The following is a 14141-nucleotide window of genomic DNA, read 5'->3' as shown; positions in this document are numbered from 1 at the left end:
GCCGACCCGCCCGCCGAGCCGAGCCCGGACGCCGCACCGGCCGACCAGCCCTGATCGCCGGCCGGACCCGCGATCCGGACCCCGGCCGGGCGGCCGAGACGCTGTGTGCGGCGGGTTCCGGAGTGCGAGTTTTCCCGTCCCGGGTGCTCCACGATCGGGGTGACAGCCGATAGGTTGGCCGCGTGACCGAACTGACGAACGCGGGCGACGCTGCCCCCCTTGAGGTTGACCTGTCCCCCCGGATGACCGGCCCGTTCGGCTTCCGGCGGATTCCCGTGGCCAAGGTGTGGCCGGTGATCGAGGGCGGCGCCTACGCCGCCAAGGCCTCCGTCGGCGAGCTGATCCCGATCCGCGCCAAGGTGTTCCGGGAAGGCCACGACGCGGTGAACGCGTCCGTCATCCTGACCAGCCCCTCCGGGGTGGAGACCCGCGTCGACATGACGCCCACCGAGCCGGCCGGCCTGGACGGCTGGGAGGCCTGGGTGCGTCCGGACGCCGAGGGCGCCTGGACCTACCGGGTGGAGGGCTGGTCCGACCCGTGGGGCACCTGGCACCACAACGCCGAGGCCAAGCTGGAGGCCGGCATCGACCTGGAGCTGGTCTGCCTGGAGGGCAAGGACCTGCTGGAGCGCACCGCCGCGCTCGCCGACCAGGCCGGCGACCCGGTCGAGGCGTCCATCCTGCGGGCCACCGCGCAGTTGCTGATCCCGCAGCGCAAGGCGTCCGACCTGCTCGAGGTGGCCAGCGGCATCGGGCTGGCCGAGGCGATGAAGAAGTACGGCCCGCGCGAGCTGGTCTCCCCCACCGCCGACTTCCCGCTCTGGGTGGACCGGAAGCGGGCGCTGTTCTCGTCCTGGTACGAGTTCTTCCCGCGCTCCCAGGGGGCCAGCTACGACGCCGCCACCGACAGCTGGACGTCGGGCACCTTCGACTCCTCGCACGACCGGCTCGAGGCCGCCGCGGCGATGGGCTTCGACGTCATCTACCTGCCGCCGATCCACCCGATCGGCAACGCCTTCAAGAAGGGCAAGAACAACACCCTGGACGCCACCGACTCCGATCCGGGCTCGCCCTGGGCGATCGGCAGCGCGGCCGGCGGCCACGACGCCATCCACCCCGACCTGGGCGACTGGGAGTCCTTCGACCGGTTCGTCGCCAAGGCCAAGGAGCTGGGCGTCGAGGTGGCGCTGGACTTCGCCCTGCAGGCCAGCCCCGACCATCCGTGGGTGACCGAGCACCCGGAGTGGTTCACCACCCGGATCGACGGCACCATCGCCTACGCCGAGAACCCGCCGAAGAAGTACCAGGACATCTACCCGATCAACTTCGACAACGACCCGGTCGGCATCTACAACGAGGTGCTGCGGCTGTTCAAGCTGTGGATGAGCCACGGCGTCCGGATCTTCCGGATCGACAACCCGCACACCAAGCCGGTGGAGTTCTGGGGCTGGATCCTGGACCGGCTGCGGGAGACCGACCCGGACGTGCTGTTCCTGGCCGAGGCGTTCACCAAGCCGGAGATGATGCACGCTCTGGGCAAGGTCGGCTACCACCAGTCGTACACCTACTTCACCTGGCGGACCACCAAGTGGGAGATCGAGGAGTATCTGCGCGAGCTGTCCGGCGAGATGTCGCCGTTCTACCGGCCGAACTTCTTCGTCAACACCCCCGACATCAACCCGTTCCACCTGCAGTCCGGCAACCCGGCGATCTTCGCGATCCGGGCGATCCTGGCCGCCACGCTGTCGCCCACCTGGGGCGTCTACTCGGGCTTCGAGCTGTTCGAACACGAGGCGCTGGCGCCGGGACGCGAGGAGTACCTGAACTCCGAGAAGTACGAGTTCCGGCCCCGCGACTACAACGCCCAGCCGAACCTGAACCTGCTGATGGGGACGCTGAACTCGATCCGGCACGCCCATCCCGCCTTGCAGCAGCTGCGCCAGATCCACTTCCACCACGCCCCGCACGACCGGGTGATCGCCTACTCCAAGCGGGACGGCGACGACGTGGTGATCGTGATCTGCAGCCTGGATCCGGACAACACCGTCGAATCCGACGTCTACCTGGACCTGGCCGCGCTCGGCCTGGCGGGCAGCGAGTCGGTCGATCTGCGCGACGAGTTGACCGGCGCCACCTTCACCTGGGGCGAGCGCAACTACGTCCGGCTCACGCCCGGATCGCCGGCGCACGTGCTGCACGTCCAGAATGCTTTCTGAGCGCGCGGACGCGTGCGAAAGCTGTTGTCCGATGCGCTTTCCTGACAGGATGGCGGAGTGCTAGAAGAGCCCCTGGCGGCCTGGTGGCGGGTGATCTCGGACGCTCGCTGGTTCGGTGGCAAGGGCCTGTCCGGGGCCCTCACCGAACTGACGCCGCTGCCCTGGCTGACGCCGCCGGGGAGCCTTCCGGCGGTGCGTCCGGAGATCGCCACGATCGGCTACGCCGAGCGTGCGGCGGAGCACTACCTGCTGCTGGTCGGCTACACCGCCGCGGCCACGGCGCCGGTGGTGTTCAGCGTCGCCGACGCCGTCCACGGCACCCTGCAGGTGGTCGAGGCGCCGGCCGATCCGGGCTGCATGGCGGCGCTGCTGACCGCGCTGCGGGCGTCCGATCATCCGGCGATGGAGTGGGTCGAGGCGTCCGCGATCGACCCCGCGGCGCAGACCAGGGTGTGGGCCGGCGAGCAGAGCAACACCACCATCTGCCTGGGCAGCGACCGGATGCTCAAGCTGTTCCGCAAGCTGGAGGCCGGCCACAACCTGGACGTCGAGGTGCTGGCCGCGCTGAACGGCTCCGGGATCACCCCGGCGCTCTACGGCACCCTGGTCGGTGCGCTGCCGGACGGTCGCGCGGTCGACCTGGGCATGTTCGTGGAGCGGGTCCAGGGCGTCCAGGACGGCTGGGAGTGGGCCTGCGCGGCCTGCGCCGACGATCGCGACATCGCGCCGGAGGCGGCCCAGCTGGGGCGGGCGCTGCGGCAGGTGCACGCCCGGCTGGCGGACGCCTTCGGCACCTCGGCGACCGGCGGCGCCGAACTGGCCGCCACCATGGCCGCCCGGCTGGACGCGGCCGCCGGCCAGGTCGAGGCGCTGCAGCCCTACCGGGAACCGGCGCAGGCGGTGCTGCGCGGGCTGGCCGAGGCCGAGCTGGTCACCCAGCGGGTGCACGGCGACTTCCATCTCGGCCAGACGCTGCGCTCCACCGACGGCTGGACGATCATCGACTTCGAGGGCGAACCCCTCAAATCGCTGGCCGAGCGCCGGCAACCCGACAGCGTGTGGCGCGACGTCGCCGGCATGCTGCGCTCCTTCGACTACGTCCGCGGAGCACACCCAGATCCCACCTCCGGCCAGGCGCGGGCCTGGTGCCGGTCGGCGCGCCAGGCATTCCTGGACGGCTACTGCTCCGGTGCTGCGCCGGAGCCGTCCGTGCTCGGCGCGTACGAGCTTGACAAGGCGATTTACGAGGTGGTGTACGAAACACGCAATAGACCCGATTGGGTACACATCCCGCTCGGTGCGGTCCATGATGTCGCAGCACGGACGGCGCTGTCCGCTACGCATAACCAGGAGGAGAACTGATGGCACACGATCCAAACGGTGGCTTGACCGGTTGGGATCTCGAAGGCTTCCACAGTGGCGGCGATACCGAGATCTGGCGCCGGCTCGGGGCTCACCCGGTCACCCTGCACGACGACGAGCGGGGCGAGATCCACGGCACCCGGTTCGCGGTGTGGGCTCCCAACGCCCAGGCCGTCCGGCTGAACGCCGACTTCAATTGGTGGACCGGCGACGCCATGCACCTGGTGCCGGGCTCCGGCGTCTGGTCGATCTTCGTCGAGGGCGTCGGCGACGGCGTGCTGTACAAGTACAACATCCTCGGCGGGGACGGGGTGTGGCGCGAGAAGGTCGACCCGATGGCGTTCTTCGCCGAGCAGGCGCCGGCCAACTCCTCGATCGTCTACACCAGCCAGTACGCCTGGGCCGACGACGAATGGATGACCAAGCGCGCCGCCACCCGGCCGCACGAGGCACCGATGTCGATCTACGAGGTGCACCTGGGCTCCTGGCGCAAGGGCAAGACCTATCTGGAACTGGCCGACGAGCTGGTCGAGTACGTCACCTGGCAGGGCTTCACCCACGTCGAGTTCCTGCCGGTCACCGAGCACCCGTTCGAGCCGTCCTGGGGCTACCAGGTGACCAACTACTTCGCGCCGCAGTCTCGGCTGGGGCGTCCGGACGAGTTCCGGCACCTGGTCGACCGGCTGCACCAGGCCGGCATCGGCGTGATCCTGGACTGGGTGCCGGGGCACTTCCCCAAGGACGAGTGGGCGCTGGGACGCTTCGACGGCACCGCCCTGTACGAGCACGCCGACCCCCGCCAGGGCGAGCACATGGACTGGGGCACCTACATCTTCAACTACGGCCGCAACGAGGTGAAGAGCTTCCTGGTCTCCAACGCGCTGTACTGGGTGACCGAGTTCCACATCGATGCGCTGCGGGTCGACGCGGTGGCGTCCATGCTCTACCTCGACTACTCCCGCAAGGACGGCGAGTGGGTGCCGAACCAGTTCGGCGGCAACGAGAACCTGGAGGCGATCGACTTCCTGCGCTACGTCAACAAGCACCTGTACGAGCGGGTGCCGGGCGTCTGCATGATCGCCGAGGAGTCCACCTCGTTCGGCGGCGTCACCAAGCCGGTCGACCAGGGCGGCCTGGGCTTCGGGTTCAAGTGGAACATGGGCTGGATGAACGACTCGCTGCGCTACCTGGCGCTGGAGCCGGTGTATCGCCAGTACCACCACCACGAGATGACCTTCGCGATGGTCTACCAGTACTCGGAGAACTTCGTGCTGCCGATCAGCCATGACGAGGTGGTGCACGGCAAGGGCTCGATGATCAACAAGATCCCGCAGGACTCCTGGCGACAGTTCGCCACGCTGCGCGCGTTCTACTCGTTCATGTGGGGCTTCCCCGGCAAGCAGCTGCTGTTCATGGGCTGCGAGTTCGGCCAGCGCACCGAGTTCAACGAGGCCACCTCGCTGGAGTGGTGGGTCTCCGACCTGTGGGGCCACCACGGCCTGCAGCGCCTGATCAAGGACCTCAACGAGCTCTACACCCAGCATCCGGCGTTGTGGAAGCTGGATTGCGATCCGGCCGGCTTCCGCTGGATCAACGCCGACGACGCCAGCGGGAACACCTTCAGCTGGGTGCGCTCCGACGACGACGGTCAGCACGTCGCGGTGGTGGTCAACTTCTCCTCCGAGCCGTGGCACGGCTACAAGATCGGGCTGCCGGAGGCCGGGGTGTGGAAGGAGATCCTGAACTCCGACGCCGGCATCTACGACGGCTCCGACCTGCACGGCAACCTGGGCCAGGTCGAGGCCCACGAGGAGCAGTTCAACGGCTTCGACGCGGCCGCCACCATCACGGTGCCGCCGCTGGGCGCGGTCTACTTCCGGTACGAGGGTTGAGCGCGGAACCCGAGGACTTCGAGGTCCAGCTCCGGGCCGCCGACGGGGTCGGCGTCCTGGAGTGGTCCGGACGCGCGTCCCAACAGACCGTGGACCGGGCGGTCAGCCTGGCCGCGGACGATGCACTGATCGTCCGCGGGCTGCGCCGCGTCGAGGTGTCGCTGCCCGCGGACGACAGGATGGGCCGGCGCGCCCTGCAGCGCGCCGGCTTCCGCCTGGAAGGTCGGCGCCGCGAGGCCCTGGAGCTGCCCGACGGAACCCTGTCGGACGTGGTGCTCTACGCCCGGCTGGCCAGCGACCTGGTCTACGGCCCGGGCGGTTTCACCGGGGTGATGAACTCGGTGCTGCCCCGCAAACGGCTGATCGCGCACGCGCTGATCACCGATCCCTGGGACCGGGTCTGCCTGCTGGAGACCACCTTCAAGGACGACTGGGAGCTGCCCGGCGGGATCGTCAACCCGTCCGAATCGCCCTGGTCGGGTGCCGTCCGGGAGATCGACGAGGAACTGTCGCTGGACCTCAGCGTCGGGCGGGTCCTGGTGATCGACTGGCTGGCCCCCTACCTGGGCTGGGAGGACGCCGTCGAGCTGATCTTCGATGGCGGGGTGCTCAGCCAACAGCAGATCGACGCCATCGTGCCGGACCCCGGTGAGATCCGGGCCGTGCACTGGCTGGCTCCGGACAAGGCCGCCGAGAAGATGGCCCCGTTCGCCCGCGGCCGGATGCTCGCCGCCGTCGCCTGCCGCCTCGGCGGCGGCACCCAGTACCTGGAGCGCGGACTCCCCCGTCGCGACTGATCTCCGCCGGGCAGATCGGCACGTGGGACGCCGGGGACGGTTCCTTTCGTCCCACTGGTAGTACCTGTGGGACGCCGGGGACGGTTCCTTTCGTCCCACCGTCGGCCGAGCCCACCGCGACCCGCACCCCAGGATTCGACGTTGCCCTGCTTCGGCGTCCTTCACCCGGTTTGAACCACGGAAAGGACGCCGAACCAGGGCAATGTGGCGAACCGGTGAGGGGAGCCGCAGGGTCCGAGTGGGTCAGGAGGTGCTCAGAACAGAGCGCTCATCAGGTCTCGGCGGGCCTTCAGCACCGCGGGTTCGGACGACCCGACGATCTCGAACAGCTCCAGCAGCCGGACCCGGACGGCATCCCGCTCGACTCCCGCAAGCTCCCGGATCAAGCCGATCAGGCGGTCGAAGGCCTGATCGGGCTGTCCGGCCAGGATCTCCAGGTCGGCGGCGGCCAGCTGGGCGTCCACCGAGGCCGGTTCGGACGCCGCCCGCAGCAGCACCGCGGACGGATCGGCGCCGGCCGACCGGGCCAGCAAGGCCACCTGGGCGCGTCCGGCCTTGGCCTCGGGGTCGTTCGGGGTCTGGGCCAGGATCTTGTCGTACTCGACGACGGCGGCGGCGAAGTCGCCACGCTCCAGGGCGGCGTCCGCCTCGGCGAAGCGCGGGTCGGCCTCGTCGGTCTCCCCCGCCCCGCCGGCGACCGGGTCGGCGCGTCCGACCAGGCCGTTGGACGCCGCGACCTGCAGCAGCTGGGCGATCACCGCATCGGCCTCGGCCTTCGACCGGGTGCCCTGGAACAACGGCGCCAGCTGGCCGGCGATCACCCCGATCACCGTCGGCACCGCCTGGATGCCCAGCGCCTGCGCGATCGTTCCGGAAACATCGACGTTGACCCGGGCCAGCAGGTAGGCGCCGGCGGCCGCGTTCGCCAGGGCGATCAGATCGTCGGAGAGCCCCTGGGCATTGGCCCGCGGCGAGTACAGCTCGACCACCACCGGATGTCGGGTGGACAGCTGCATCACCGACTCGAAGTTGCTCTCGTCCACCTCGATCACGAAGGAGACGCCCGGCGGAACCGGCGGCGCCTTCGCGGCTGCGGCGATCCCAGAGAGGTCCATGGCGCGGGAGGTGAACTTCGGCAATGTCATGGCCTCATTGTGTCAAAGTTGGCGGGTGACCCCGGCACCGCTCATCGCGATCATCCAGCATCAGGACGAGTGCCCGCTGGGCCGGCTCACCGGCTGGCTCACCGAGGCCGGCGCCGCGTTGCGCTTCGTCCGTCCCGACCTGGGCGACGACCTGCCGACCCCGGACGCGATCGACGGCCTGGTCGTCCTCGGCGGCGTGATGGGGGCCCTGGACGACGACGTGGCGCCCTGGCTGCCGGCCGTCCGAAGCCTCATCGTGGACGCCGCGGCAGCCCGCGTCCCGACGCTGGGCATCTGCCTGGGGCACCAGCTGGCCGCGGCGGCGCTCGGCGGGCAGGTGGTCCGCAACCCCAACGGCAAGCAGCGCGGCCTGCTGCCGGTCGGGTTCACTGCCGACGCCGGCACCGATCCGCTCTTCCGCGGCCGAGCCAAGGATCTGCGCGGGGTGCATTCCAACAACGACGTGGTGACCGCGCTGCCCGACGGCGCGGTGGCACTGGCCCAGGCGCCCGGCGGCGAGGTGCAGGCGGCCCGGCTGGCGGCGTCCACCTGGGGCGTCCAGTGGCATCCGGAGGTGGACGAGGAGATCTTCGCCACCTGGTGCGCGCTCGATCCGCCGCCCGACGAGGAACACGCCCAGCTGGCGGTCGCCGAGGTCGCGGAGGCGGCGGACGAGTTGGCCGCGGCCTGGCGTCCGCTGGCGGTGCGGTTCGTGGAGCTCTGCCGCGCGCCGGCCGCGGGCTGAGCCCGATTCACCGGGCCGACCTGCGAACGAACCGTGTGGAGGGCTCGCCGTGCCGCGCTCACGTTGGCATGATGGCGGCATGGTTCACGAACGCGCCGGGCAGGTTGCACTGCCCGAAGATCTCGTCGACGTCGGCGCAATGCTCGCCGCCTACTACGACCTGGTACCGGATCCGAACAACATCGATCAGAGGGTCGTCTTCGGCACCTCGGGGCACCGTGGCTCCAGCCTGAAGACCTCCTTCAACGATCTGCACATCGCCGCCACCACGCAGGCCATCGTGGAGTACCGCGCCTCCCAGGGCGTCGACGGCCCGCTGTTCATCGGCAAGGACACCCACGGCCTGTCGCTGCCGGCGTGGAAGACCGCGCTGGAGGTGCTGGTCGCCAACGGCGTCGACGTCCGCGCCGAGAAGGACGACGAGTACACCCCGACCCCGGCCGTCTCGCGGGCGATCATCGTCTACAACCGTGACAACGACGGCCCGCGGGCCGACGGCATCGTGGTCACCCCGTCCCACAATCCGCCCACCGACGGCGGCTTCAAGTACAACCCGCCGCACGGCGGCCCGGCCGACACCGACGCCACCTCGGTGATCGCGGCCCGGGCCAACGAGCTGATGGCCGACCCGGACAGCATCAAGCGGAATCGTCCCTACGACCAGCTCGCCGCCGACATCGTCCGGCACGACTACCGGACGGCGTACTGCGAAGACCTGAAGAACGCCATCGACCTGGACGCCATCCGGGCCGCCGGCCTGAAGATCGGGGCGCACCCGCTGGGCGGCGCCGCCGTGCAGTACTGGCAGTACATCGCCGAGAACCTCGACATCGGCCTGGAGGTGATCGACGCCACCGTCGACCCGGCCTGGCCGTTCATGACGCTGGACTGGGACGGCAAGATCCGGATGGACTGCTCCAGCCCCTACGCGATGGCCTCGCTGATCGAGAACAAGGACTCCTACGACATCTCGACCGGCAACGACGCCGACTCCGACCGGCACGGCATCGTCACCCCCGACCACGGGCTGATGAACCCGAACCACTTCCTGGCCGTGGCGATCTGGTACCTGTACACCCACCGTCCCGGGTGGAAGGCGGACGCCGGCATCGGCAAGACCCTGGTCAGCTCGTCCTTCATCGACAAGGTGGCCGCCGACCTGGGCCGCACCCTGGTCGAGGTGCCGGTGGGCTTCAAGTGGTTCGTCCCGGGCCTGATGACCGGCGACATCGGCTTCGGCGGCGAGGAGTCCGCGGGGGCGTCCTTCCTCACCCTGGACGGCCAGACCTGGACCACGGACAAGGACGGCATCCTGCTCTGCCTGCTGGCCTCCGAGATCCGCGCGGTGACCGGCAAGTCGCCGTCCCAGATCTACGCCGAGATGGAGACCAAGTACGGTCACAGCGCCTACGCCCGGGTGGACGCCCCGGCGAACCGCGAGCAGAAGGCGAAGCTGGCCAAGCTGTCGCCGGAGGACGTCACCGCCACCGAGCTGGCCGGTGAGCCGATCGTGGCCAAGCTCACCAAAGCGCCCGGCAACGACGCGGCCATCGGCGGGCTGAAGGTGACCACCGAGCACGCCTGGTTCGCCGCCCGTCCGTCCGGCACCGAGGACGTCTACAAGATCTACGCCGAGTCGCTGAAGGGCCCCGAGCATCTCGCTCAGGTCCAGGCGGAGGCCCGCGAGGTCGTGAACGCCGCCCTCGGCTGATCTGGCCGATCGATCGAAGGACGCGCCCCGGGCAACTGCTCGGGGCGCGTCCTTTTCGTCGCCCGGTGGGGGCTCCGGTCAGCGCAGGTCGAGGGCCGCCGAGGCGATCGATTCGGCGTCGATGCCGTGCAGCCGGTAGGCGTCGCCGACGCCGGCGCCCTGGCCGAAGGCGGTGACGCCGAGGGTGTGGGTGCGGTCGCCGCGGACGCCGGCCAGGAACGCCAGGGTGTGCGGATGGGCGTCCATCACGGTGACCAGGGGTGCGGGATGAGCCGCCGGGAAGAGCCGGTCGAGAATGCCCGAGCGGTTGCCGGTGCGCACTCCCCCGCGTTCGCGCAGGGCGCGGAACAGCAGGCCCGGACTGCTGACGCAGACCACCCCGGCACGCACCCCGAGCCCGTCCAGCCGGGCGGCCGCGGCACACACCTCGGTCATGATCGCCCCGGCCCCGACCAGCGTCACCTGATCCTCGGACGCCGGACGCTCGCTCAGCCGGTAGCCGCCGGTCAGCACCTGCTCGCGCCGGCGGCGGCGCAGCAGCGGATCCTCCGGGATCCGGGCCAGGGTCTGGTCCACCGGGCGGGTGGAGAGCCGGAAGTAGGCCGAGCCGCCGTCCGGGGCGGTCAGGTCGCGGATCGCCCGCAGCATCGTCCACTCCAGGTCCTGGGCGAAGGCGGGCTCCCAACTGGTCAGCCCGGGTATCTCCATGGTCACCGACGGCGTGTTGATCGACTGGTGCGCGCCGCCCTCCGGCGCCAGGGTGACCCCGGACGGGGTGCCGACCACGATCGAGCGCCCGCCGGCGTACAGGCCGAACGTCCACGGTTCCAGGGCGCGGTTGATGAACGGGTCGTAGAGGGTGGCGATCGGGATCAGCGGCTGCCCCCAGCGGGCGCCGGTCAGTCCCAGTTCGGCGGCCAGCCCGACCAGGTTCACCTCGGCGATGCCGAGCTCGATGTGCTGGCCAGCGGCGTTCTCGTGCCACTTCAGCAGCCGTTCCCGGTCGTCGCTGAACCAGTCCTGCCGGCCGGCCAGCGACCACACCCCGGTCTTGTTGATCCAGCCGCCGAGGTTCGTCGAGCTCGCCACGTCCGGGCTGGCGGTGACCACCCGGGCGGCGACCTCGGGGGCGGCTCGGCGCAGGTCGGCGAGGAAGTGGCCCAGCGTCGCCTGGGTGGAGGCCACCGCCTTGTGCCGCCACTCGAACTCCTCCGGCACCGCTGCCACCGAGGCCGGGCGAACCGGTTCGCGGGCCAGCCGGGCGGCGGCGTCGGCGCAGATCCGGGCAGCGGCGGTGCCGGGCTCGAAGCGCCGCCAGGGCGCCTCCAGCGACATGCCCGAAGCGTCCGCGAGTTCGGCCATCTGGGCCTCGGTGAGCTGCGCGGCGTGGTTGCTGGGATGACCTTCCAGGGCCAGGCCGCGGCCCTTGATGGTGTAGGCGAAGATCACCGTCGGACGAGTGTCGTCGATCTGCGCGAAGGTGGCCCGGAGCTCTTCCAGGTCGTGCCCGCCCAGGTCCCGGACCAGTCCGGCGAGCTCCAGATCGCTGTAGCCGGCCAGCAGTGCCTCGACCGTTCCGGCCTCCTCCGGCGCCATCCCGGCGAGCAGGCGGCCACGAACCTCGTCCGGATGGGCCCGCAGGATGCGCTGGTACTCCTCGTTCGGCATCCGGCGCATCCGGGTCTCGAAGACCTGGCCGCCGGGCGCGGCGAACGCCGCCTGCAGCCGGCGTCCCCAGGTGCAGCCGAGCACCTGCCAGTCGGCGGCCGCGAACATGCCCCGCAACCGCTCGATCTGGACGTCGGGAATCACCCGGTCCAGCGACTGCCGGTTCAGGTCGACGATCCAGACCACCTCGCCGAGCTGGCGCACCTCCGGGTCGATGATCGCCTCCCAGACCGCGCCCTCGTCCATCTCGGCGTCGCCCAGCAGCGAGATGAACCGTCCGGCCCGCGGGGTCTCGGGGAACCGGTCGGAGAGGTAGCGGTGCGCCAGCGCGGCCCAGATCGGGGCGGTGGCGCCGATGCCGACCGACCCGGTGGAGAAGTCCACGGTGTCCGGATCCTTCGCCCGCGACGGGTAGGGCTGCAGCCCGCCGAGCGAGCGCAGCGTGGGCAGGTACGACTCGTCGAGTTCACCGAGCAGGTAGTTGATGGCGTGCAGCACCGGCGAGGCGTGCGGCTTGACCGAGACCCGGTCGAGCGCGGTGAGCTCGGAGAACCACAGCGCCGTCATGATGCCCACCATGGATGCCGACGACGCCTGGTGCCCGCCCACCTTCACCCCGTCGGGGTTGCGCCGCCCGCGGTTGGCCGCGTCGATCATGGCGGTGGCGAGCCACAGCACCCGCTGCGAGATCTCGCTCAACGCCGACTCGCCGGACGAGGCGGTCAGCGGACGGGAGTTGGCGGTGGGCGGATCCAGCTGGGTGGACGTCTCGAACTGGCCCAGTTCCTCGTCACGGTGGTCGGCCATCGGTGGCCTCCTCTCGGGTCAGTGCGCCTGCAGTCCGTGGGCGAGGTCGGCGATCAGGTCGGCGGCGCTCTCCAGCCCGATCGACATCCGCACGATGCCGGCGTCCGGCTTGGCGTCGCCGGCCACCGGACGGTGGGTGAGCGCGGCCGGGCTCTCGATCAGCGAGTCGACCCCGCCCAGCGAGACCGCGTGGGTGAACAGCCGGACCCGCGAGGTCAGCCGCTCAGCGGCCGGGTAGCCGCCGGCCAGACGGACCGCCAGCATCGCCCCGGTGCCGCGCAGCTGCGTTCCGAGCACCCCGGACGGGTCACCGTGCGATCCCGGATAGAACACCTCCGCCACCTCGGGGCGGCCGCGGAGCCATTCGGCCACCTGTCCTGCCGTCTGCTGCTGGGCCTGCACCCGCAGCGGCAGCGTGGCCAGCCCGCGGTGCAGCAGGTAGCCGGCGAGCGGGTGCAGCAGCGCGCCGGTGATGGCCCGGATCGGCCGGATCCGCTCGGCCAACGCCTCCGAGCAGGCGATCACGCCGCCCATCACGTCCCCGTGCCCGCCGAGGTATTTGGTGGCGCTGTGCAGGACCAGCTCCGCACCGTGGTCGAGCGGGTTCTGCAGGATCGGGGTGGCGAAGGTGTTGTCGACCAGCACCGGGACGTCGCCGGCCTGATCCGCAACGGCGCGGATGCTGACCAGTTCCAGGGTGGGGTTCGCGGGTGTCTCCATCACCACCAGAGCGGTGTCGGGGCGCAGCGCGGCGGCGACCTGATCGGGACGGCAGAAGGTCACCTCGGTGCCCAACAGCCCGCTGGCCAGCAGATGATCGGAGCCGCCGTACAGCGGTCGCACCCCGACCACGTGGCGCTTGCCGGTGCTGGTCGCGAAGGCCAGCAGGGCCGCCGAAAACGCGGCCATCCCGGTGGCGAAGGCAACGGCCGCCTCGGCCTGCTCCAACTGGGCCAGCGCCGACTCGAACCGCGCCACCGTCGGGTTCCACAGCCGTCCGTAGACCGCACCTCCGGCGGACGGCGTCCCGCCCGAGGCCAGCGCCTCGTAGGAGTCGCCGCCCGCGGCGATGCTGGGCAGCGGGTTGGTGGTCGAGAGGTCGATGGGCGGCACATGCACGCCCAGCGCGGTCAGGTCGTCCCGGCCGGCGTGCACGGCCAGCGTCCGAAGGTCCAGCGCAGTCGTGTCCATGCCGGCGATCTTGCTGGACAAGGAAGAACTGATGAAGCACTCTTGCTGAAAACTCGCTTGTTCCGCGTTGCTGTTGTTGGAACAGCAAGTGAACACGGTTTGGGAGATCGCGTTATGGGGAATCCGCAACACCGGGGCATCGAGCTCGACCGGCTGGACTTCGACATCATCCGGGTGCTCAGCGACGACCCCGGTCTCACCGTCAAGGCCATCGCCGCACAGCTCGGCATCGCCGAGTCGACCTGCGCCTACCGGCTGCGCAGGCTGCGCGACGCACGGGTGATCCGGCCGCCGCGGATCGACCTCGACCACGCCCAGCTCGGCTACGCGCTGCGGGCGGTCGTGATGGTGTTCCTCACCAACCACTCCCGCGAGACGGTCGACCGCTTCATGACGAGCATGGTCCGGGCACCCAACGTGCTGCAGGTGGTCAACCTCACCGGACGCTACGACTTCATGCTCACCCTCGCCGTGGCCGATGCCGAGGAGTTGCGCACCCTCGTCCTCGACCACGTCACCGTGCATCCCTCGGTGCGCGGCACCGAGACGCACATCGTCTTCGACCTGCGCGAGGGCAGCTGGATCCCGCCGCGTCCGGCCTGAGCGG

At 70.5% G+C, this 14141-nt stretch carries 10 protein-coding genes; 7 read left to right on the top strand and 3 right to left on the bottom strand.

Features of this window, described 5'->3' with window-relative positions:
* Window positions 1–242 precede the first annotated feature (242 nt).
* Genes QM582_RS05835 through QM582_RS05820 form a run of 4 tightly spaced genes read left to right on the top strand, consistent with a single transcriptional unit; the run spans window position 243 to window position 6267 of the window.
* Window positions 243–2216, top strand: coding sequence for an alpha-1,4-glucan--maltose-1-phosphate maltosyltransferase (locus QM582_RS05835; RefSeq protein WP_415082590.1), 1974 nt, complete (start codon window positions 243–245; stop codon window positions 2214–2216).
* A 57-nt stretch (window positions 2217–2273) separates the two neighbouring features.
* Window positions 2274–3578, top strand: coding sequence for a phosphotransferase (locus tag QM582_RS05830; protein WP_415082589.1), 1305 nt, complete (start codon window positions 2274–2276; stop codon window positions 3576–3578).
* On the top strand, window positions 3578–5470 hold the full coding sequence (gene glgB, locus QM582_RS05825; protein ID WP_415082587.1) for a 1,4-alpha-glucan branching protein GlgB: 1893 nt from the start codon (window positions 3578–3580) through the stop codon (window positions 5468–5470). The genes QM582_RS05830 and glgB overlap by 1 nt, the downstream gene beginning before the upstream one ends.
* A complete protein-coding gene (locus QM582_RS05820) occupies window positions 5467–6267 on the top strand; it encodes an NUDIX hydrolase (protein ID WP_415082585.1) in 801 nt (266 codons plus the stop codon). The genes glgB and QM582_RS05820 overlap by 4 nt, the downstream gene beginning before the upstream one ends.
* Before the next feature lie 254 nt (window positions 6268–6521).
* Here QM582_RS05820 and QM582_RS05815 read toward each other — a convergent pair whose 3' ends face one another.
* On the bottom strand, window positions 6522–7412 hold the full coding sequence (locus QM582_RS05815; protein WP_415082583.1) for a tetratricopeptide repeat protein: 891 nt from the start codon (window positions 7410–7412) through the stop codon (window positions 6522–6524).
* A 25-nt stretch (window positions 7413–7437) separates the two neighbouring features.
* Here QM582_RS05815 and QM582_RS05810 point away from each other — a divergent pair, with 25 nt between their 5' ends.
* Both QM582_RS05810 and pgm read left to right on the top strand, forming a co-directional pair.
* Entirely contained in the window at window positions 7438–8157 is a 720-nt protein-coding gene (locus QM582_RS05810; RefSeq protein WP_415082581.1) for a type 1 glutamine amidotransferase, read from the top strand.
* Between the two features lie 79 nt (window positions 8158–8236).
* Window positions 8237–9868, top strand: coding sequence for a phosphoglucomutase (alpha-D-glucose-1,6-bisphosphate-dependent) (gene pgm / locus QM582_RS05805; protein WP_415082579.1), 1632 nt, complete (start codon window positions 8237–8239; stop codon window positions 9866–9868).
* A 78-nt stretch (window positions 9869–9946) separates the two neighbouring features.
* Here the strand turns inward: pgm and QM582_RS05800 are convergent, their stop codons facing one another.
* Window positions 9947–12343 (bottom strand): transketolase-like TK C-terminal-containing protein, encoded by a 2397-nt coding sequence (locus QM582_RS05800; protein ID WP_415082577.1) that lies wholly within the window; start codon window positions 12341–12343, stop codon window positions 9947–9949.
* Between the two features lie 18 nt (window positions 12344–12361).
* The gene (locus QM582_RS05795) at window positions 12362–13534 is read right to left on the bottom strand and encodes a trans-sulfuration enzyme family protein (RefSeq protein WP_415082575.1); all 1173 of its coding nucleotides are present in this window, start codon (window positions 13532–13534) and stop codon (window positions 12362–12364) included.
* Window positions 13535–13648: 114 nt separating this feature from the next.
* On the opposite strand from QM582_RS05795, the gene QM582_RS05790 reads away from it, so the two are divergent.
* Entirely contained in the window at window positions 13649–14137 is a 489-nt protein-coding gene (locus tag QM582_RS05790; RefSeq protein WP_415082573.1) for an Lrp/AsnC family transcriptional regulator, read from the top strand.
* Window positions 14138–14141 lie beyond the last annotated feature (4 nt).

This window comes from Micropruina sp. (assembly GCF_047607385.1).
GTDB lineage: Bacteria > Actinomycetota > Actinomycetes > Propionibacteriales > Propionibacteriaceae > Micropruina.
Note: the sequence above shows the minus strand (reverse complement) of the source record. Positions and strands in the feature narration are given on the sequence as shown.

Bases quoted from the DNA above. Each gene is read 5' to 3' on its own strand.
- pgm (WP_415082579.1), top strand. From the start codon at position 8,237: ATGGTTCACGAACGCGCCGGGCAGGTTGCACTGCCCGAAGATCTCGTC.
- glgB (WP_415082587.1), top strand. From the start codon at position 3,578: ATGGCACACGATCCAAACGGTGGCTTGACCGGTTGGGATCTCGAAGGC.
- QM582_RS05800 (WP_415082577.1), bottom strand. From the start codon at position 12,343: ATGGCCGACCACCGTGACGAGGAACTGGGCCAGTTCGAGACGTCCACC.
- QM582_RS05815 (WP_415082583.1), bottom strand. From the start codon at position 7,412: ATGACATTGCCGAAGTTCACCTCCCGCGCCATGGACCTCTCTGGGATC.
- QM582_RS05795 (WP_415082575.1), bottom strand. From the start codon at position 13,534: ATGGACACGACTGCGCTGGACCTTCGGACGCTGGCCGTGCACGCCGGC.
- QM582_RS05790 (WP_415082573.1), top strand. From the start codon at position 13,649: ATGGGGAATCCGCAACACCGGGGCATCGAGCTCGACCGGCTGGACTTC.
- QM582_RS05835 (WP_415082590.1), top strand. From the start codon at position 243: ATGACCGGCCCGTTCGGCTTCCGGCGGATTCCCGTGGCCAAGGTGTGG.